This window comes from Clostridioides sp. ES-S-0001-03, assembly GCF_020676075.1.
GTDB lineage: Bacteria > Bacillota > Clostridia > Peptostreptococcales > Peptostreptococcaceae > Clostridioides.
Window position 1 is genome coordinate 13,314 of record NZ_JACVWJ010000004.1, and the last position, 17,743, is coordinate 31,056.

Sequence of the window (17,743 nt, forward strand, 5' to 3'; positions counted from 1 at the left end):
CCTATTGACTACAAACGTTTTTGCATAGATTCAATATCCTCGTTATTTTTAAGCAGTATCCCTGCAAAAGGAACTTCTTTTTCTATTTTTTCAATTGGAATTCCACTCAAAGTCAATGCTTGTATCCAGTCTATTAACTCTGATGTACTAGGCTTCTTTTGTATCTCTCTTAAACTTCTAATCCAATAAAAAGTAGTCATTACTTGTTCCAATAAATGTTCTTCAACTTTATCAAAATGTACTTTTACTATCTCCTCCATCATATCTCTATCAGGAAATTCTATATAATGAAATATACATCTTCTTAAAAAAGCATCTGGAAGCTCTTTTTCTGCATTCGAAGTTATAATCACTATAGGTCTTTGTTTTGCTGTTACAGTTTCTTTTGTTTCATTTATATAAAACTCCATTTTATCTAATTCCCAAAGTAAGTCGTTTGGAAACTCTAAGTCTGCCTTGTCTATTTCATCTATCAAAAGAATTACTTGTTGTTCTGAACTAAATGCTTCTCCTAATTTACCATATTTTATGTACTTACCAATATCATCTACTCCTTCACCTCCAAATTGGCTATCATAAAGTCTTTGAACAGTATCATATACATAAAGACCATCCTGTGCTTTTGTAGTTGATTTTATGTTCCAAATTACTAAATCTTTTTGCAGTTGATTTGAAATTGCTTGTGCAAGCATAGTTTTTCCTGTTCCAGGTTCTCCTTTAATTAAAAGTGGTTTTTCAAGTGCTATAGCAACATTAACTGATGCCATTAATTCTGGTGATACTACATAATCACTGCTTCCTTTAAAATTACCCATTTCTTTTTTTATCATAGGTTCTACTCCTTTTAAACAATAAATTTTCTAAATGTATATGACTATTATATTACTATTTTTGATATAAAGTGGTAATATAACACATTTGTATATCATTACTCTAAAATTCTATATCTAAATAAAATTACCTCTAAAATATTTAAATTTTATCTTTATTTGTCATAATTAAATGAAATATATATTTTTTAATAAGTACAAGATATATTATCTTATAAAAATATCAGTCATAAAAAGCGATGATTTAATTAAATCACCGCTTTTCATAAATTTGAGTTATAGCTAAATATAGAACAATTAACTTTTATATTTGGGGTATCAATATAAAGTTCTGTATATATTTACTATTTCTTCTTTATTAAGTTTAATATAACTTTGATTTAGCAACCTTTGTTGACTATCTAGTACACTGTCTGCAAAACTATTTATCTCATACTCTTTCATTCCATATTCTCTTAAACTTTTTCTTGTAATAATTTTATTAAGTAGTTCTTCCATTTTTTCATATACCTCTGATACTTTACAATTCATTATTTCACTCAAAAGCATATTTATTTTTGCTAATTTACCATCTGGTGATAATCTATTATATGCTTTAAATACTTCTATAAAAAATTGATAATTAGCTTCACCATGAGTAACATGATAAACTCCACTTAATGGGTATGAAAGTGCATGTACTGCTCCTGTACCAGCATTTCCAAAAGCAATACCAGCTAAATCACTTGCAATCAAAAAATCTTCTATAATATCAAATCTATAATCTTTTCCATTTAGTACAATTTGCTGAAATCCATTTAAAATCATCTCTATAGCTTTGGTACTAAAAATTTCTGTATAAATACTCGCCTTTGGAGATACAAAAGATTCTATAGCATGTATTAAAGCGTCGATTGCACTTGTAGCAAAAAATGAATATGGAAGCTCTAATAATAACTCTGGAATTAAAACCGCATAATCTGGAAATAATTCATCTACAGCTAATCCAAACTTCGTATTCATCTCTGTTATTTCTGCAATTGAAATATTTGACACCTCTGAACCTGCTCCACAAGTTGTAGGAACAGCTATTAATTCTCTTATTTTTTCTAAAGGAACCTTTTTTTGAAATAAATCACTTGATTTCTTTCCATCTTTCAGTACTAACAACTTTGCCATATCAATAACTGCTCCCCCACCAATAGCAATAATTCTTGTACAATTAGTTTTTGAAAAATCATCCAATAATTTATCCATCATTATATCATTAGGTTCACCAGTTCCATACTTACTTTTATATTCTACATGTGCATCCAAACCAAGGCTTTTAAAATATGTATCATATGCACTTTTACTTGTCAATATAAAATCTGATTTACAAATTTTGAATTCTTCTATAAATTCCTTTGAATTTTTAAATTTATGAACTTGTGTTTTTTGCTGAAATAACTTCATGACATCCTCTTTTCTTCAACTTATGACTTGATGTTTTATTTTATATAATCTGTAATATAATTATAAAATTTTTATTTTTTATATGCAAGTTTTACCATAAGTAATTTATATTTTAAAATATCTCAATATAGGTCCAATATTATATAAAATAAAATTAATTCATTATAAAAATAATCTAATTTTAAAATAATTGAACAAAATTAAAATCTAAAGTATAATAAAATAAAAATTTCACTAATCTTACTGAAAAATACTGTACAATTAACCTGTATTTCCTCAATAAGAAAAATGTTTGGAGGTAATTTTATTAATTATATAATTATGTCAAATAATCATATTTCTTCGTTTACAAATTCTATTCAATCAAATAAGCATAAACATTGGATGTTACAATTGTTTATAGGAATTGAAGACAGTTTAAATATAACTATAGATGGCAATGATATAGAAGGTAAATGTATTATTGTAGATAGTAATATAGAACATTGTTTTTCAACAGGAGAAAAAATATGTTTTACTATGTTAATTGAGCCAACATCATCACTTGCATTAAGCTTTAAGTCAAAATATATTGACAAAATTAAAGGTTATGGAATTATAGATATTCATAATAATAAACATACACAAAAAGAATATATTAATTTTTTCAAAAATCATGATGAAAAAAGTTATTTAAATTTTACAAATTCTATGTTCGAATATCTTAATGTTACTCAAGACAATTACACAGTAGTTGATAAAAGAATTCATAAAATAATGCAAAGACTTAATGAGTGTGACTGTCATGACCATTCTATAAAAAAGATTTCTAATATGGTCTTTCTTTCGCCAAGTAGAGTGTCCCATATATTCAAAGAACAAACAGGAATACCATTAAAAAGTTATATTCTCCTACATAAAATTCAAAAAGCATATTTTTTACTTTTATCTGGTAAATACTCTATAACCGATGCTGCTATGATGTCAGGTTTTGACAGCGCTTCACATCTAGCATATACCAATAAATGTATGACTGGTATGAATATTTCTGGTATATTAAAAAACAGCAAGTTTTTGAAAGTTTCAAATTACTCTAAGATATAAAATATAATTACACTAAATAAAGGAGATTTATATTTTATGAAAAGACATTTATCAGAAAGTACATTATTAGACTTTAATTCAAAAAATGTTCAAGAGCTTATTATCGAAAAAAAATGGAATCAATTAGATAATTTTAATAAAATCAAACAAATTTATAATTTTGTTAGAGATGACATCAAGTTTGGTTTTAATGAAAGTGACAATATATCTGCAAGTAAAATACTAAAAGATGGATATGGACAATGCAATACAAAGACTATACTTGCTATGGCACTTTTAAGAGGCGTTGGCATTCCATGTAGAATTCATGGTTTTACTCTAGATAAAAGAGTTCAATTAGAGTTCTTAGGAGTTCTTTACAAGATTACTCCTACAGAAATCATTCACACATGGATAGAAGTATACTATGAAAAACAATGGTATCAATTAGAAGGTCTTATTTTAGATAAAAATTATCTTACAAGTATTCAGCAAAAATACAATGACTGTCAAGGCTTATTTTTGGGATGGGGCATTGCCACTAAAGATTTGCAAAATCCTCAAATATCTTGGAATCTAAATAATACATTTATTCAAAAAGAGGGAATAATTGATGATTTGGGAACCTTTGATACTCCAGATGATTTTTTCAATCAATATAACCAAAAAATAGGATGGTGTAAAAATCTTTTATACAAATATATTGGAAGGCACTATATAAATAGAAATGTACAGAGAATTAGAAACAAATTATAACTGTTTCTATTTGCAATATGCAAATTTGAGAAGATAAAAACACTATTTAGAGAAAACTTGCAAAATATTGTACACTTGTCAAATTTAATATTAATCACACTATATTAATACTACTTTTTATTGTATAATAAGCTATAAATATTAACTTGATTTTAAATTTAAGTAAATATAAACTTAATAAATATAAGAAAGGTTGTGTTGTTTTGCAAGATAAAAAAATTCATTTAAATATTATACTTACTGTAGTTATTTCATATATTTTGATTAAAGTTATTGATAATTACAAATATTTTTTTGGAGTAATAAGTTTACTGATGTCACTACTAACTCCATTTATAATAGCCTTTGTATTAGCATATGTATTTAATCCATTAGTAAAGTTTTTAGAAAATAAACTTAATTTTAAAAGGATATATTCTTTGCTTCTTACTTATGGTGTATTAATAGTTATATTAATATCTTTTATACTATTTACAGTTCCATCCATAGTAAATAGTTTGGCTGATTTGGTAACTCAAGTTCCTATGTATATAGACAAGACAGAACAATTTTTATTTGATTTAGGAAAAAGCTTACAATCAGTAGACCCTAATACATTAAAAGAATATGGTGATAAAATTATGAGCGTAATGCCCAAGTTTAGTAACTTGCTTATTGGTTCACTTGGAGGAATCTTTAGTACTACCTTCTCTGTTGGAAAATTTATAGTACAACTTGTTTTAGGTTTTATAATTTGTTTCTATATATTATTAGAAAAAGAAAGATTCTTAGAATTTACAAAGAAAATTGTTTATATTTCTTTAGGTAAAAAATATGGAGACTTTATAATAGAATTGTGTCAAAGCTTAAATTTAAATATTGGTAAATACTTTACAGGCAAAATTTTAGATTCATTTGTAGTTGGAGTACTTTCTGGAATTGGTCTATACTTTTTAAAGTCTGAATATGCCCTATTGTTTGGTACATTAATGGGTATTATGAATATGGTTCCATATTTTGGCCCAGTAATAGGTATGGCACCAGTTGTAGTAATCAACTTATTCTACAATCCGACAACTGCATTAACTTGTTTAATTTACTTAATAATAATTCAACAAGTAGAAGTTGCATTTATAGAACCAAAAATTGTAGGTGGACAGCTAGGGCTTAGCCCATTCTTTACAATACTAGCAGTTACTGTTGGTGGAGGATTTTTTGGTATACCTGGTATGATTCTATCTGCTCCTGTTATGGGTGTAATAAAAATATACTTTTGTGAATTTGTTAATCGTAGACATGATAAAATACAAATGGAATAAAAATACAATTTAATTACGATTTTGTAATCAAAGGTTACAGCTGTGTAACTGTAATATTATCCTCTTTAATGGTAATATTTAATTATAGAAAACATATAATATTATTAAGAAATGAATCTTATATAATTAATTACGAAAGAGGGTTTTAGTATGAAAAAAGCACTTATATCTTTATTAGTTTTATCTTGTTTATTATTAACTGCACCAGTAAATGAATCTTCTTATGCTGATTCTCAAAAGAATGTTCCTGTAAGTCAAAGTACTAAATTGACTCAAGAGCAAGCCAAAGAACTTTTAGTAAAATACAACAATAAAGTTGATTACATATATCAAGGAAATGCTAGCGATTTTGAAGCATTAAAAGCTAAAAATCTTAATGGATATGTATTTTTACCAGATGCAGATGGTGACATTGGTTATTTTGTAAATGAAAATACTTCTGAGATATATTACTTCCATCCAAGTGGATACCTTGAATTGGTTAATCAACAACAAAATAATAAATAAAATAATTAACTAATATAAAAATGGATGCAAATTGATATAAATTTAGCATCCATTTTATTTTTATTTTAAAGTTGTTTCTTTTTATATATTTAAATATTTTATTAATCCTGTGCTTGCTCTTTTATAAGTTTCTTTATATCTACAGCTGGTTCATCTTCCATTTTTATAACTTTGCCTTCCCATGTTCTAAGCATAACATAATCTGTTCCTTTTGATACAAGGTATTGTGGAAGTAATGGAGTCTTACCGCCTCCTTTTGGAGCATTAACTATATATGTTGGTATTGCCATTCCTGATGTATATCCTCTTAGATATTCCATTATTTCAAGACCATCATCTACTGATGTATTAAAATGTTTTGTTCCTTTTACATGTTTGCTTTGGAATATATAGTATGGTTTTACTCTTATTTTAAGTAATTCTTGATTTAAACATCTCATTACAAATTTATCATTATTTATACCATTTAATAACACGGCTTGATTTCCTAATGGTATACCTGCATTTGCTAATTTTTCACAAGCCTCTTTAGATTCTTTAGTTATTTCCATCGGATGATTAAAATGTGTATTTATATATATAGGATGATATTTTTTTAGCATATTACAAAAATCATCTGTAACTCTTTGTGGCATGGTAACAAGAGTTCTAGTTCCTAATCTAACATAATCAACATGTGGTATTTCTTTAAGTTGGCTAAGAATCCATTCCAAATAATCATCTTTTAATGTAAGAGCATCTCCACCAGTTACTAATACATCTCTTATTTCTTCATTTTCTCTAATATAGTCTATAGATTCTTGTATAACAGCTTTCGACTTATGAGAATCTTGTTGACCAATATTTCTTCTTCTTTGGCAATGTCTACAATACATAGCACATTCATTTGTTACATTTATTATTAATCTATCTGGATATCTTCTAGTTATACATCCTGCTGGATTTGTATACTCTTCTCCCATTGGGTCTAAATCATCTTGTTCATCTTCCAATTCTATATGTGTCGGTATAGAAAGTAATTTTATAGGGTCACATATATCATTTGGGTCTATCAAGCTCAAATAATATGGAGATATTGCCCATCTAAATTGAGTACCAACTTCTTTTATATATTCTTTTTCTTTTTTAGTTAGATTGATAATCTTTGATAAAATATCTACATCTGTGATTCTATTTGATAATTGCCATTTGTAATTATTCCAGTCTTCTTCTGTTCCATTTAATATGCTTAATATGTTTTGTTTTCGTTTATTTATCTCTTCTTCTTTTTCAAGACCTCTGTTAATTGTTTTCCTAGCCTGAATATAATCATCAATTTTTGATTTTAGTTCAGCAGCTCTCTCTAAGGATATTCTAGTTTGTTCATTCATAATTTTTAGCTACCAAAATTAATTAATTTCCATTATTGATAGCATCCTCCTTTCTGATGTGTTTATATCATTCTGATAGGCAAATTTAATTTTGCCATATAGATTTTATAACATATGAAATTGATTTTATTTTTGCATTTTTTCTGTTATTTTATACATTTGTGAATATTTTCCCACTATAGTCAATAAATTACAATTTATTATGCATTTTTTTTAACAAATGATTAATTATTTCTATTTTTAAGAATTATTTTACCATAAAACGATTATATTTTCAAGATGATTAAAGTTAAAATTTTAATAGAAAGTAAAGTATTTCATTAAATAATAAAAGCGGAGGTTTATTATAATAAATTTCTCCGCATTTTTATTTATTTAATTAAATTATACTCAGATAAAATCTTATTAGTAGCTTCATTTCTTTTTATAATCTCATCTTTTCTTTCTTCAATAATTATGATATTATACTTTTTTGCTATCTCTGCTATTTTCTTACATGATAAGTTAGACATAGAATGCGTTGTTGGATTATGATAATCTGGTATGATATATATGCCTTTTATGTTTTCATTTTTACAATAATTTTCACACTAAAAATTTAACACCAGTATGTTTCAATAAAATAGAAAGGATAGTATGATTACTCCCATACTATCCTCTTCTTATAATGATTTGATTTATTAATAAATCATAAATCTAACACTTCTAAATTTTTGTATAAATTTATCTTACATTTATAACATCACTATTTTTAGAATTTTGTCCATTGTAATTTGCCACTACATATATATCTAAATTTAAATCTCCTTCAGGGATACTTATAGTATGTTCATTCCCTTTTATATCACTTTGATACAAAGTAAACTCACCATCTCCATTAGTATTATTTTTTATATATATACTATAGGTACATTCTTTATGAGATACACTGCTCCAGTTAACTCTAATAACATTGTTATCTCTGTCAACATTAGCGGATATATTTTCAACCTTCATGTTTTGTATGTTATCATTATTATCTGAGTTGCCATTACCATTCATATTAGTAATGTTTATTATATTACTTGGCTTGGTTGTATCTGAGTCTTTCTTACCTAGAACATAAATATCATAATCTATACTCTGATTATCTTTTACATCAATTTCTATAGTAGCATATACTTTTTGTGATTTTCCTAAATCACTTTCATTTACAGTTATAGATTTGATTTTCTTAAATGATTCTTCTGACAACTTGTCTTTAAGATATATATCATAGTCAAAAACATCTTTCATATAATCCCATTCAAGTTTAATAATAACTTTGTTATTTACTATTTTATGTGAACCTACTAAATTCTGTATATAATCATTAGTTATAGTTTCTTTGACTACTGTTACAGTTATTATTTTAGACTTATCTCCACAAGTTATCCTTACTCTTTCTTTACCTTCTCTAAGACCTACTACACTTCCATCACCGCTTAGACTTATAGCTCTTTCCACAGGTAATTTTGAATCGGCCAACTCATAGTGTATTTTTGGTGGTTCTAAACCTGGTGGAGAAGTTATTATATCTGGTTTTAATTTCTCATTTTGGTCAACTTCTATTTTTACATCATTCATATTTATTTCGGCAACTCTAGCTTGAATTCTAAAGGTTCTCTCTACTTCTTTATTTCCACACTTAGCATATATTGTGGCTTTTCCAACTCCAACTGCACTTACTGTATTTCCTTTAATTTTTAGCACATCATCATTACTACTCTTATAGATAGGTTTATATGACTTTTTAAATTTGTCATAATCAACCTCTATTGTACTTTCTATAGTAGCACTATCACCAACATGTTTTAAATCCCCATTAATCTCCATATCTAGTGATTCTACTTCTGGGTCTACTACCTTTATAGTAGCCTTTTTCAACACTCTTGAATTCTTCATAATACCCACAGAAGAATACCCAACCTTTAATGCTGTCATCTTATTTCCATCTATTTTTAAAGTCCCTGAATTATCCAACACATTAAACCAAATATTTGGGTCTTTAGCATATGAAGGAACCTTGATATATTCGCCAGTAGACAAAGTAACTGTTTCATTTAGTTTTACTACATATTTATCTAAATCTTTAACATATTCCCCATCTACAATTTCGATTTCCACTCCCTTTACCATTGGTCTAAGTATTCCAAATTTAAAAAGGTAGTACTGCGCAACAAGCAATATAGGAATAGATATAATTATGGCAATTTTTCTGTATTTCTTATTTTCTACAAATCTCATCTATCCACTTCCTTTAGCCTAATATATAATCATTTGTTTTGTAAGCAATCTACCTAAGTTAAATATTGGGATAAACTGGAAAAGTATTATATTTCAGAATATCCCTATACTAATTATAAACCATAAATTTAAAATTTAAAACTAAAATTAGTGTTAATTTCTTACTATTACAATAGTCTAATTTTAGTGAAATAACATTTGTCTTGTCAGCTAAAAAGTTATATAATTAATTCAAAAGAAATTATATTTGTATTATATGAGGAGGATTTTAAATTGGAAATCAATTGCAAAAAAAGAAATTTTAAATCGTTTGCTAAGAGCAAAAACATTGAAATTTCTGTTCAAAGGTATCTTATTGATGCATTAAGTTATATGGCACTAGGCCTTTTTTCTTCCCTTTTAATTGGAACAATTTTTAACACATTAGGAGACAACTTCAATATTTCTCTTTTTACTGAAGTTATAAGCCCACTTGCTAAGCAAGTTACAGGCCCAGCTATAGCAGTGGCTATTGCGTATGGACTTCAAGCGCCTCCACTTGTGCTATTTTCTTGTGCACTTGTTGGAGCTTGTGGTAATGAACTAGGGGGTCCTGTTGGGGCATTTGTCGCTACACTTTTTGCAGTAGAAATTGGAAAATTAGTTTCAAAGGAAACAAAGGTAGACATATTAGTTACACCTGCTGTAACAATACTAATAGGAGTACTTGTGGCAGAACTTATTGGACCAGCTGTTTCTGCATTTATGACTTCATTTGGAAACATAATAATGCAAGCTACAACTATGCAACCCATCATAATGGGAGCTCTAGTCTCTGCACTGGTTGGAATAGCTCTTACATTACCTATAAGTAGTGCAGCTATTTGTATGATGTTAAGTTTGGGAGGGCTTGCTGGTGGAGCAGCAACTGTTGGTTGTTGTTGCCAAATGATAGGTTTTGCTGTTATGAGTTTTAGAGAAAATGGAGTAGGAGGTCTTGTAGCTCAAGGACTTGGTACATCCATGCTCCAAGTTCCCAATATAATAAAAAACTGGAAAATTTGGATACCACCTACAATAGCTTCAATAATACTTGGCCCATTATCTACAACAATATTTAAAATGGAAAATATACCTATTGGCTCTGGTATGGGAACTTGTGGATTAGTTGGACAATTTGGAACAGTAACTGCCATGCAAAGTGCTGGAAAAGGTGGAATAACTATGTGGATTGGTATACTTTTACTTAACTTTGTACTTCCTGCTATTGTAACTCTAATAATATCAGAATTTATGAGAAAAAAAGGTATGATAAAACCAGGAGATTTAAAATTAGATGTATAAATAAAAAAACTACTCCTTACTTTTTTATAAGTAATAAGGAGTAGTTTTTTTTATGAAAATTCCAACATTTTTTTCAGTAACCAATCCATAGAACCTTTAACTTCATTCCAAAGTACTATATTTTCATCATAGTAATAGACAGCTTCTCCCTTTTCTTCCGCTGTAACAAACTCTCTACCAAAGGCATTTCGCCAATCTATTAAATATAATCCAATATATTTATTTTTATTTTTAGCACTTTTAATAGCATCACTTGCTAAAAACATATTTTTATTTTTAAAATAATAAAGAGCTTTGCTATACATCCATGTAGCAGACTTTTCTTCTTTATACATTTCAAATAAATTATTTATTGCTATTCTATCATTTAACCTAATTAATACATTGAGTAATTTATACCTTATTCCTTGCTCATCATCAGGATTGATTTCTATTAAATACTCTAATACCTTTCTAGCTTCCTTTAAATTATCAATACTCTCTAACTTCCTAGCAAGAGACTCAAGTGCTACCATATAAGCTCTAGTAGATACACCTTTCCAAAATCCAAGTTGTCTATCTTCCTTAGTAATCATGCTTTTTCCAATGTTTACAGCTTCTTCCATATACCTAATTGACTCAATATGATTTTTAGCTTCTTGTGATAGTTTAATATATCTTTTATAAAGTATTTTTTTCTTTTCTAACTCTAAATCTATGGCTTTGGATTTAGAGTTACTCTCTCTTACCCAAAACTCAATATTAGAGATAGCAATAGTATCTTGATTTAAGAAATCAATATTACAAACGTCTTTTATCAATGATGATTTATTGTTTATAGTGTTTAAAGAAACACCTATTTTTTTTGAAAATTCCTTTTTGGTTATATGTAATGGATGCTTCTTATTATATAAGAGATTTTGCTCCAAAACTATGTTTAGTATAGCTGAAGACCATATATCAGCTCTAGAAGAATGAATTATCTCTTTATTATTATCTAAAATGTCTTGCAAGATTTTAAAACTTATATCTTTATATTCTTGATTTAGATTGGAGTTGCAAAATCTATTTATCTTGTCTTTAATTTCTTCTATCTTGCTTGTCATGACTCCTCCTCCATATTTTACACATATAAGACTACTGCTACAAATTCAAGTTCTTCTTCTCCTATATTCTCTATAGAATGTTCTTCACCATCAGCAGTGTATATTACATCACCCTCATTTACTTCTACAAATTCCCCATTATCAAAAACTTTACCTTTTCCCTTTAATATATAATATACCTCAAAGTCAGTTGTATGGTCATGCACACCAATTGAACTTCCTACTGGTAAAGTTATTCTTTTAAATAATCTTCCTTTTCCTTTAAGCTCATCAATTTGTAATATATTTTCAAGCTTAACTTTTCCAACCCCACCAGTTAAATTTTCTTTTACTTCTACTTGTAATTCAGATTTCTTTCTTATCATAGCTCATCCCACCTGCCAAACAATCAATCTAACTACTAAATTGGCATATCCTTTCCATAATATGTTGTATTTTAATATAATAATAACATATATTCTTGTAAAAAAATATTACTGAATCTATAAAATAATACTATTTTTATAGATTATTAACACTTTGTTTTCTTATGCCATAAGTTGACGTCTTTATAAAAAAAACATATACTCATATAGTGTGGAAAATTTTTGTTAAATTATTGGTCTGGAGGTTCTCGACATATGTCAATTTTAAAAACTCAAGAAAAGCTTAAACAGCCTAAGGATTTATATTTTTGTTGTTCAATATTTACATTTGTAGGACTTGCATACTATGGTATGAAATTAGTGCTATTGTTATTTCTAGCTGAGCAAGTATCTAAAGGTGGTTTGGGATTAACACCAGCAGAATCTGCATCAATGCTTGCATCTTTTTTAGCATGGACTTATTTTTCTCCAGTTATTGGTGGATGGGTTAGTGATAGATTTTTAGGTCCGAAAAATTGTATTATGCTTGGAATGATAATGGTTTCAATTGGCTACTTTTTAGGATATCTGGCAAATAGCAAAATGGATGTAAACATCATGATATTCTTGTCTGGATTAGGAATAGGTTTTTATAAGGGAAACTTGCATACCTTAGTTGGAAACTTATATACTAATGATGACCCAAGAAAGGATGGCGCTTTTTCTATTACATATATGGCTACTAATCTGGGAACATTATTTGGTCCTTTAATCTGTGGTTTAGTCGCTAATGAATGGTTCGCTATGAAAAATGGTACTTCTATAAATATGTATGGTTACAGATATGTATTTTTATTTGCTTCAATTACTGTTTTAATAGGCTTATTATTCTTTATATTTGGTCACAAAAGATTTTATAAATCTTCAAGTAATGAATTTAGTAGTCAAAAAGAAACTATAAAGAAATCATTAGAATATAAAAAATTACTTGCTTCAAAACCATTAACTTCAGTTGAGAAAAAAAGAATAATAGTAATATTAATATTAGCTTTTTTTACAGTATTTTTTTGGATAGCGTATAATCAAGCTTCTATGTCTATAGCTTTGTATACAAAAGAACACATAAATCTGACTGTTGGTAATTTTCAAATACCAACCTCATGGATAGATTCATATAATGGTCTTCTATGTGTCATCCTTGGCCCTATATCTGCTCTAGTCTGGGTAAAATTATCTCAGACTAAAAAAGGCGATTTAAGTGTACCTTCAAAAATGAGTCTAGGGTTTATACTATTAGCTATAGCATTTTTATTCATGATAGTCGCAGTTATACAAACAGGAACTAACCCTAATTCAATTCAGAAAGCAAGTGTATTTTGGGTAATTGGATTTTTAACATTCCAAAGTATAGGAGAGATTTGTTTTTCTCCAGTTGGATATGGTATGGTAAATAAACTTTCACCAGAAAAATATATTTCATTCTTAATGGGTGTTTGGTTCTTAGGTAAATTTGCAGCAAATAAATTATCTGGTTATACACAGGCTATTATAGACCACCTTGGTATGTTACAAGTATTTATAGTAATCCCTTCATTTTTATTGATATTTGGAATTATATTACTTATAATGAATAAAAAACTTGTAGAATTATCAAAGTAAAAACTATGTTTAAGTTTAATAGATAATATATCAAAAATCGAGGCATTAAAATGCCTCGATTTATTTATAGTATTCAATTACAAAACTATATAGCTCTAGTATAAACTTTTAACCATTCTCTTTCTTCACCAGTTAGGAAAGGAGATATCTTATCATAAACTAATTTATGATACCAGTTTAAATAATCTTTTTCATCTTGATTCATTAATTCTGGAACTATACCATCTAAATCAATAGGAGCTAATGTAACAACTTCAAATTCCATAAATTGACCATAAAAATTCTTTTCAGCTTTTCTAACTACTATTTCATTTTCTGTTCTTATACCATGAGAACCTTCTATATATATACCTGGTTCATTAGTAGTTACCATTCCTTCTTCAAGAACTGCACTATCAAATCTTTCAGGAACTACTCTCCATCTAAATCCATTTGGAGCTTCATGAACATTTAATACAAATCCTATACCATGTCCAGTTCCACATTGATAATCTATTCCCATATTCCACATACAACTTCTAGATAATATATCTAGGTTGTATCCTCTACAACCATGTAAGAATTTAACCTTAGAAAGATTTATCATACCTCTTGCTACAGAAGTGAAATGTAATTTTAATTCATCACTTATAGGTCCTAATACTGTAGTTCTAGTTATATCAGTAGTTCCATCATAATATTGTCCACCTGAATCTACTAAGAATAAACCTTCAGCTTCCAACTTATAGTTTGATTCTGGAGTTGCACTATAGTGCATCATAGCAGCATGCTCTTTATATGCAGCAATTGTATTGAAACTTGGTTCAAAGAATCCTTCTTGTTCTCTTCTTAGTCCCTCTAATTTTTCAGTAGCACTTATTTCAGTTATTTCTATCTTACCTACATTATTCTTTAACCAGTACATAAATTTAGTGAAAGCTACACCATCTTTAACATGTGAATTTCTTATGTTCTCTAATTCTACCTCATTTTTTTGGGCCTTAAAGAACATTACTGGATTAAACTCATCAACTTTTTCAACTCCACAAGGTATATTATTGTAAATTGCATAGTTAATCTTAGTTCCATCAACTAAAACTTTTTCATCTTTATCTATATGTTTTACAAAATCATATACATCATTATATGGTTTTATTTTTACATTTTCTTTAGCCAATTCATTTAATATCTCTTCATTTAATTTACTTTCATCAACAAATAAATAAACTTCTTTTAAAGTTATCACTGCATAAGAAAGTACAACTGGATTGTATTTAACATCTCCACCTCTTATATTAAATAACCATGCTATGTCATCAAGAGTTGTTATTACATGAGTAGAAGTACCTTTTTCACTCATTTTTTCTCTCAATCTAGCTAACTTTGAACTAAAACTTTCTCCACAGTATTTAACATCTAATAAAAATGCTTTACTATCTGATAAAGCTGGTCTATCTGACCATATGCTATCTATTAAATCATATTGGTATTCTACTTTTATACCTTTTTTAGATAATTTTTCAGCTAATGTAGCTCCTTCTTTAGCACATATAACTTTACCATCAAAACCTAAAGTTCCACCTTCTGGAATATTTGTATATAAATATTCATCAGTAGTTGGGCAACCTTCTTGTCCCATTTTAAATAATTTTATTGTACTTCCTTCCAATTGAGATTCTGCTTGTATAAAGTATCTTCCATCTGTCCATAATCCAGCTTCATCTTTAGTCACAATAACTGTTCCAGCTGAACCATTGAATCCTGATATAAATTCTCTTGATTTGAAGTAATCTCCTACATATTCACTTTGATGATTGTCAGAAGACGGAATCATATAAGCATCAATATTTTTTTCTTCCATAAGTCTTCTTAATTCATTTACTCTGTCTTTTATATTCACAACAAGACCTCCTCAAAATAATAGTTTGAATAACTAAATATATAAGTATGTAAAGTTTATTACATAAATTTTCCTTTTATATAATTTATATAAATCTTATACACTCTAATTATCACAATTATAATTTTAATTACAATATCTATCTATGTAAAGCTTTTTTTCATAATTAAAGAGGAAATTACGTTTGATTTTATATTCAAATGTAATTTCCTTTATTTTCACTAATTAAGTGTGGATTATTTTGTTTCTGTTAACAAATCCATTGCCATTAATTTTGTCAATATATTTCTTAATCCAAGTAATATTAAACCAAAGATTATTAAGACTCCTGCTATTCCTCCAAAGATTTGCAAAAAACCTAATGTAGCTGTAAATCCAGCAATTTTTCCTGATAACAAACTAGCAAAAAAACTTGTCAGATACCATGCACCCATAGATAATGTAGCATATTTAGCTGGAGCTAATTTATTAAACATTGCAAGACCTATAGGAGACAAAAATAACTCCCCTACAGTTGTAAATATATAGGTTACTACTATAAAAAGTATGCTAGCCTTTATTGTCCCATCTGAACCATTGGCTAATGTGGCCAATACCATAACTATAAAACCAAGACCCATTATTATGATTCCTAATCCCATTTTAACTGGAATAGAAAAGTCGCCTCTTTTAGTGTTAGATAATTTAACCCACAAAGCAGCTAATACAGGGCATAACGCTACACATAATATAGCATTTAATGATGTAAGCCATGCCACTGGCATTTCAAATCCAAATAGAGTTCTATTTACATTGTCTCTTACATAAATCATAAATGAACTTTGTGTTTGATAGTATGCTGTCCAAAATAAAACTACAAATAAGAATAATACAACCATTGCTATGATTCTATTTTTCTCTAATTTAGTAAGTGGTCCATACTCAATTTTTTCACCTTTATTTCCCTTAGTAACTGGATGTTTTCCAACTTCTTTTAATAGTTTTGGCGCAAGAAGTGTAAATATAATCATACCAAGCATCATACCTATACCACAAACTAAGAATGACATCTTATATCCATAAGACACTATATCTCCGTTTACTCCTCTTACTGCAAATACATTATCAGAAAGCAGTCCACATATGATTGGAGCTATGAATGCACCTACATTTACTGCCATATAGAATAAACTATATGCTGCGTCTTTTCTTGATACCTCGGTTTTAGGATATATATCACCAACTATATTGGAACAACTTGATTTAAAAAAACCATTTCCTAAAATGATTATTGATAGACCTACCCAAACCATATTAATAGATGTAGATGATGCAAACAAAACAAAGTCACCTATTGCTATTAAAAGTGCACCTATAGATATACATTTTTGTTGACCTAAAACTTTATCTGCCAACCAGCCACCAATTAATGGTGTAAGATATATAAGACCTGTAAACAAACCAAACATTGAAGTTGCTTCTTGAGTAGAAAGTCCTAGTCCACCTTGAGTTACACTCGCTGTAAAAAATAATACCAACAAAGCTGTTAATCCATAATAACTAAATCTTTCCCATAAAATTGTCATACAAACAAGCCAAAAACTCTTCGGATGACTAGCTTTTTTAGATACGCTTTCAGTATTTGACATAAAAAAACGCCCCCTTATTATTTTTATAGTTAAATTCAGTACTAAGATTAGCTTAATCATTTTAACACATACTTATAATAGCATTTTTTTTTATATTACTCAATAGATTATTGTTAATATTTTCATTTTTTTATTATTATTTTTAAAATTATGAAAAATATTCTTTTTTAAGTATTTTTAAAGAATAACTTTAGTATATATATTTGAATAGTATTTTTTTAGCTTTTAAATTTTTTTATTTATTTTTTATATAGATTTTCAATGAAATAATTTAAATTCAAAATACGTTTTCATTGTTAATTT

General features: G+C 27.8%; 15 protein-coding genes. 6 read left to right on the forward strand and 9 right to left on the reverse strand.

Features of this window, described 5'->3' with window-relative positions:
• Nucleotides 1-8: 8 nt before the first annotated feature.
• A complete protein-coding gene (locus IC174_RS09130; RefSeq protein ID WP_227437274.1) occupies nt 9-830 on the reverse strand; it encodes an AAA family ATPase in 822 nt (273 codons plus the stop codon).
• Between the two features lie 318 nt (nt 831-1,148).
• Nucleotides 1,149-2,264 (reverse strand): 4-hydroxybutyrate dehydrogenase, encoded by a 1,116-nt coding sequence (locus tag IC174_RS09135; RefSeq protein WP_227482752.1) that lies wholly within the window; start codon nt 2,262-2,264, stop codon nt 1,149-1,151.
• Nucleotides 2,265-2,657: 393 nt separating this feature from the next.
• On the opposite strand from IC174_RS09135, the gene IC174_RS09140 reads away from it, so the two are divergent.
• The 4 genes from IC174_RS09140 to IC174_RS09155 all read left to right on the forward strand — a co-directional run bounded on the left by IC174_RS09140 (nt 2,658) and on the right by IC174_RS09155 (nt 5,887).
• Entirely contained in the window at nt 2,658-3,347 is a 690-nt protein-coding gene (locus IC174_RS09140; RefSeq protein WP_227482753.1) for a helix-turn-helix domain-containing protein, read from the forward strand.
• 36 nt (nt 3,348-3,383) lie between these two features.
• A complete protein-coding gene (locus IC174_RS09145) occupies nt 3,384-4,082 on the forward strand; it encodes a transglutaminase-like domain-containing protein (RefSeq protein WP_227482754.1) in 699 nt (232 codons plus the stop codon).
• Between the two features lie 203 nt (nt 4,083-4,285).
• Complete coding sequence (locus tag IC174_RS09150; protein WP_227437282.1) at nt 4,286-5,380, forward strand: AI-2E family transporter; 1,095 nt, start codon at nt 4,286-4,288, stop codon at nt 5,378-5,380.
• Nucleotides 5,381-5,530: 150 nt separating this feature from the next.
• A complete protein-coding gene (locus IC174_RS09155; protein WP_227437284.1) occupies nt 5,531-5,887 on the forward strand; it encodes a hypothetical protein in 357 nt (118 codons plus the stop codon).
• A 101-nt stretch (nt 5,888-5,988) separates the two neighbouring features.
• On the opposite strand, the gene eam is transcribed toward IC174_RS09155, so the two are convergent.
• The 3 genes from eam to IC174_RS09170 all read right to left on the reverse strand — a co-directional run bounded on the left by eam (nt 5,989) and on the right by IC174_RS09170 (nt 9,522).
• The gene (gene eam, locus IC174_RS09160; RefSeq protein WP_227482755.1) at nt 5,989-7,257 is read right to left on the reverse strand and encodes a glutamate 2,3-aminomutase; all 1,269 of its coding nucleotides are present in this window, start codon (nt 7,255-7,257) and stop codon (nt 5,989-5,991) included.
• A 371-nt stretch (nt 7,258-7,628) separates the two neighbouring features.
• Nucleotides 7,629-7,769 (reverse strand): hypothetical protein, encoded by a 141-nt coding sequence (locus tag IC174_RS09165; RefSeq protein WP_227482756.1) that lies wholly within the window; start codon nt 7,767-7,769, stop codon nt 7,629-7,631.
• Between the two features lie 211 nt (nt 7,770-7,980).
• The gene (locus IC174_RS09170; protein ID WP_227482757.1) at nt 7,981-9,522 is read right to left on the reverse strand and encodes a hypothetical protein; all 1,542 of its coding nucleotides are present in this window, start codon (nt 9,520-9,522) and stop codon (nt 7,981-7,983) included.
• Nucleotides 9,523-9,795: 273 nt separating this feature from the next.
• Between IC174_RS09170 and IC174_RS09175 the strand changes: the two genes are divergently transcribed.
• On the forward strand, nt 9,796-10,845 hold the full coding sequence (locus tag IC174_RS09175) for a PTS transporter subunit IIC (RefSeq protein WP_227437288.1): 1,050 nt from the start codon (nt 9,796-9,798) through the stop codon (nt 10,843-10,845).
• A 50-nt stretch (nt 10,846-10,895) separates the two neighbouring features.
• Here the strand turns inward: IC174_RS09175 and IC174_RS09180 are convergent, their stop codons facing one another.
• Together IC174_RS09180 and IC174_RS09185 are read right to left on the reverse strand one after the other, a co-directional pair.
• On the reverse strand, nt 10,896-11,930 hold the full coding sequence (locus IC174_RS09180) for a DUF6398 domain-containing protein (protein ID WP_227437290.1): 1,035 nt from the start codon (nt 11,928-11,930) through the stop codon (nt 10,896-10,898).
• A gap of 17 nt (nt 11,931-11,947) precedes the next feature.
• Nucleotides 11,948-12,295 carry a cupin domain-containing protein gene (locus IC174_RS09185; RefSeq protein ID WP_227437292.1) on the reverse strand — a complete coding sequence of 116 codons (348 nt, stop codon included), beginning with the start codon at nt 12,293-12,295 and terminating at the stop codon, nt 11,948-11,950.
• Nucleotides 12,296-12,550: 255 nt separating this feature from the next.
• Between IC174_RS09185 and IC174_RS09190 the strand changes: the two genes are divergently transcribed.
• On the forward strand, nt 12,551-13,933 hold the full coding sequence (locus tag IC174_RS09190; RefSeq protein WP_227482758.1) for a peptide MFS transporter: 1,383 nt from the start codon (nt 12,551-12,553) through the stop codon (nt 13,931-13,933).
• A gap of 85 nt (nt 13,934-14,018) precedes the next feature.
• On the opposite strand, the gene IC174_RS09195 is transcribed toward IC174_RS09190, so the two are convergent.
• Together IC174_RS09195 and IC174_RS09200 are read right to left on the reverse strand one after the other, a co-directional pair.
• Complete coding sequence (locus IC174_RS09195) at nt 14,019-15,812, reverse strand: aminopeptidase P family protein (RefSeq protein WP_227437295.1); 1,794 nt, start codon at nt 15,810-15,812, stop codon at nt 14,019-14,021.
• A 236-nt stretch (nt 15,813-16,048) separates the two neighbouring features.
• Nucleotides 16,049-17,440 carry a peptide MFS transporter gene (locus tag IC174_RS09200; protein ID WP_227482759.1) on the reverse strand — a complete coding sequence of 464 codons (1,392 nt, stop codon included), beginning with the start codon at nt 17,438-17,440 and terminating at the stop codon, nt 16,049-16,051.
• Nucleotides 17,441-17,743: the final 303 nt, after the last annotated feature.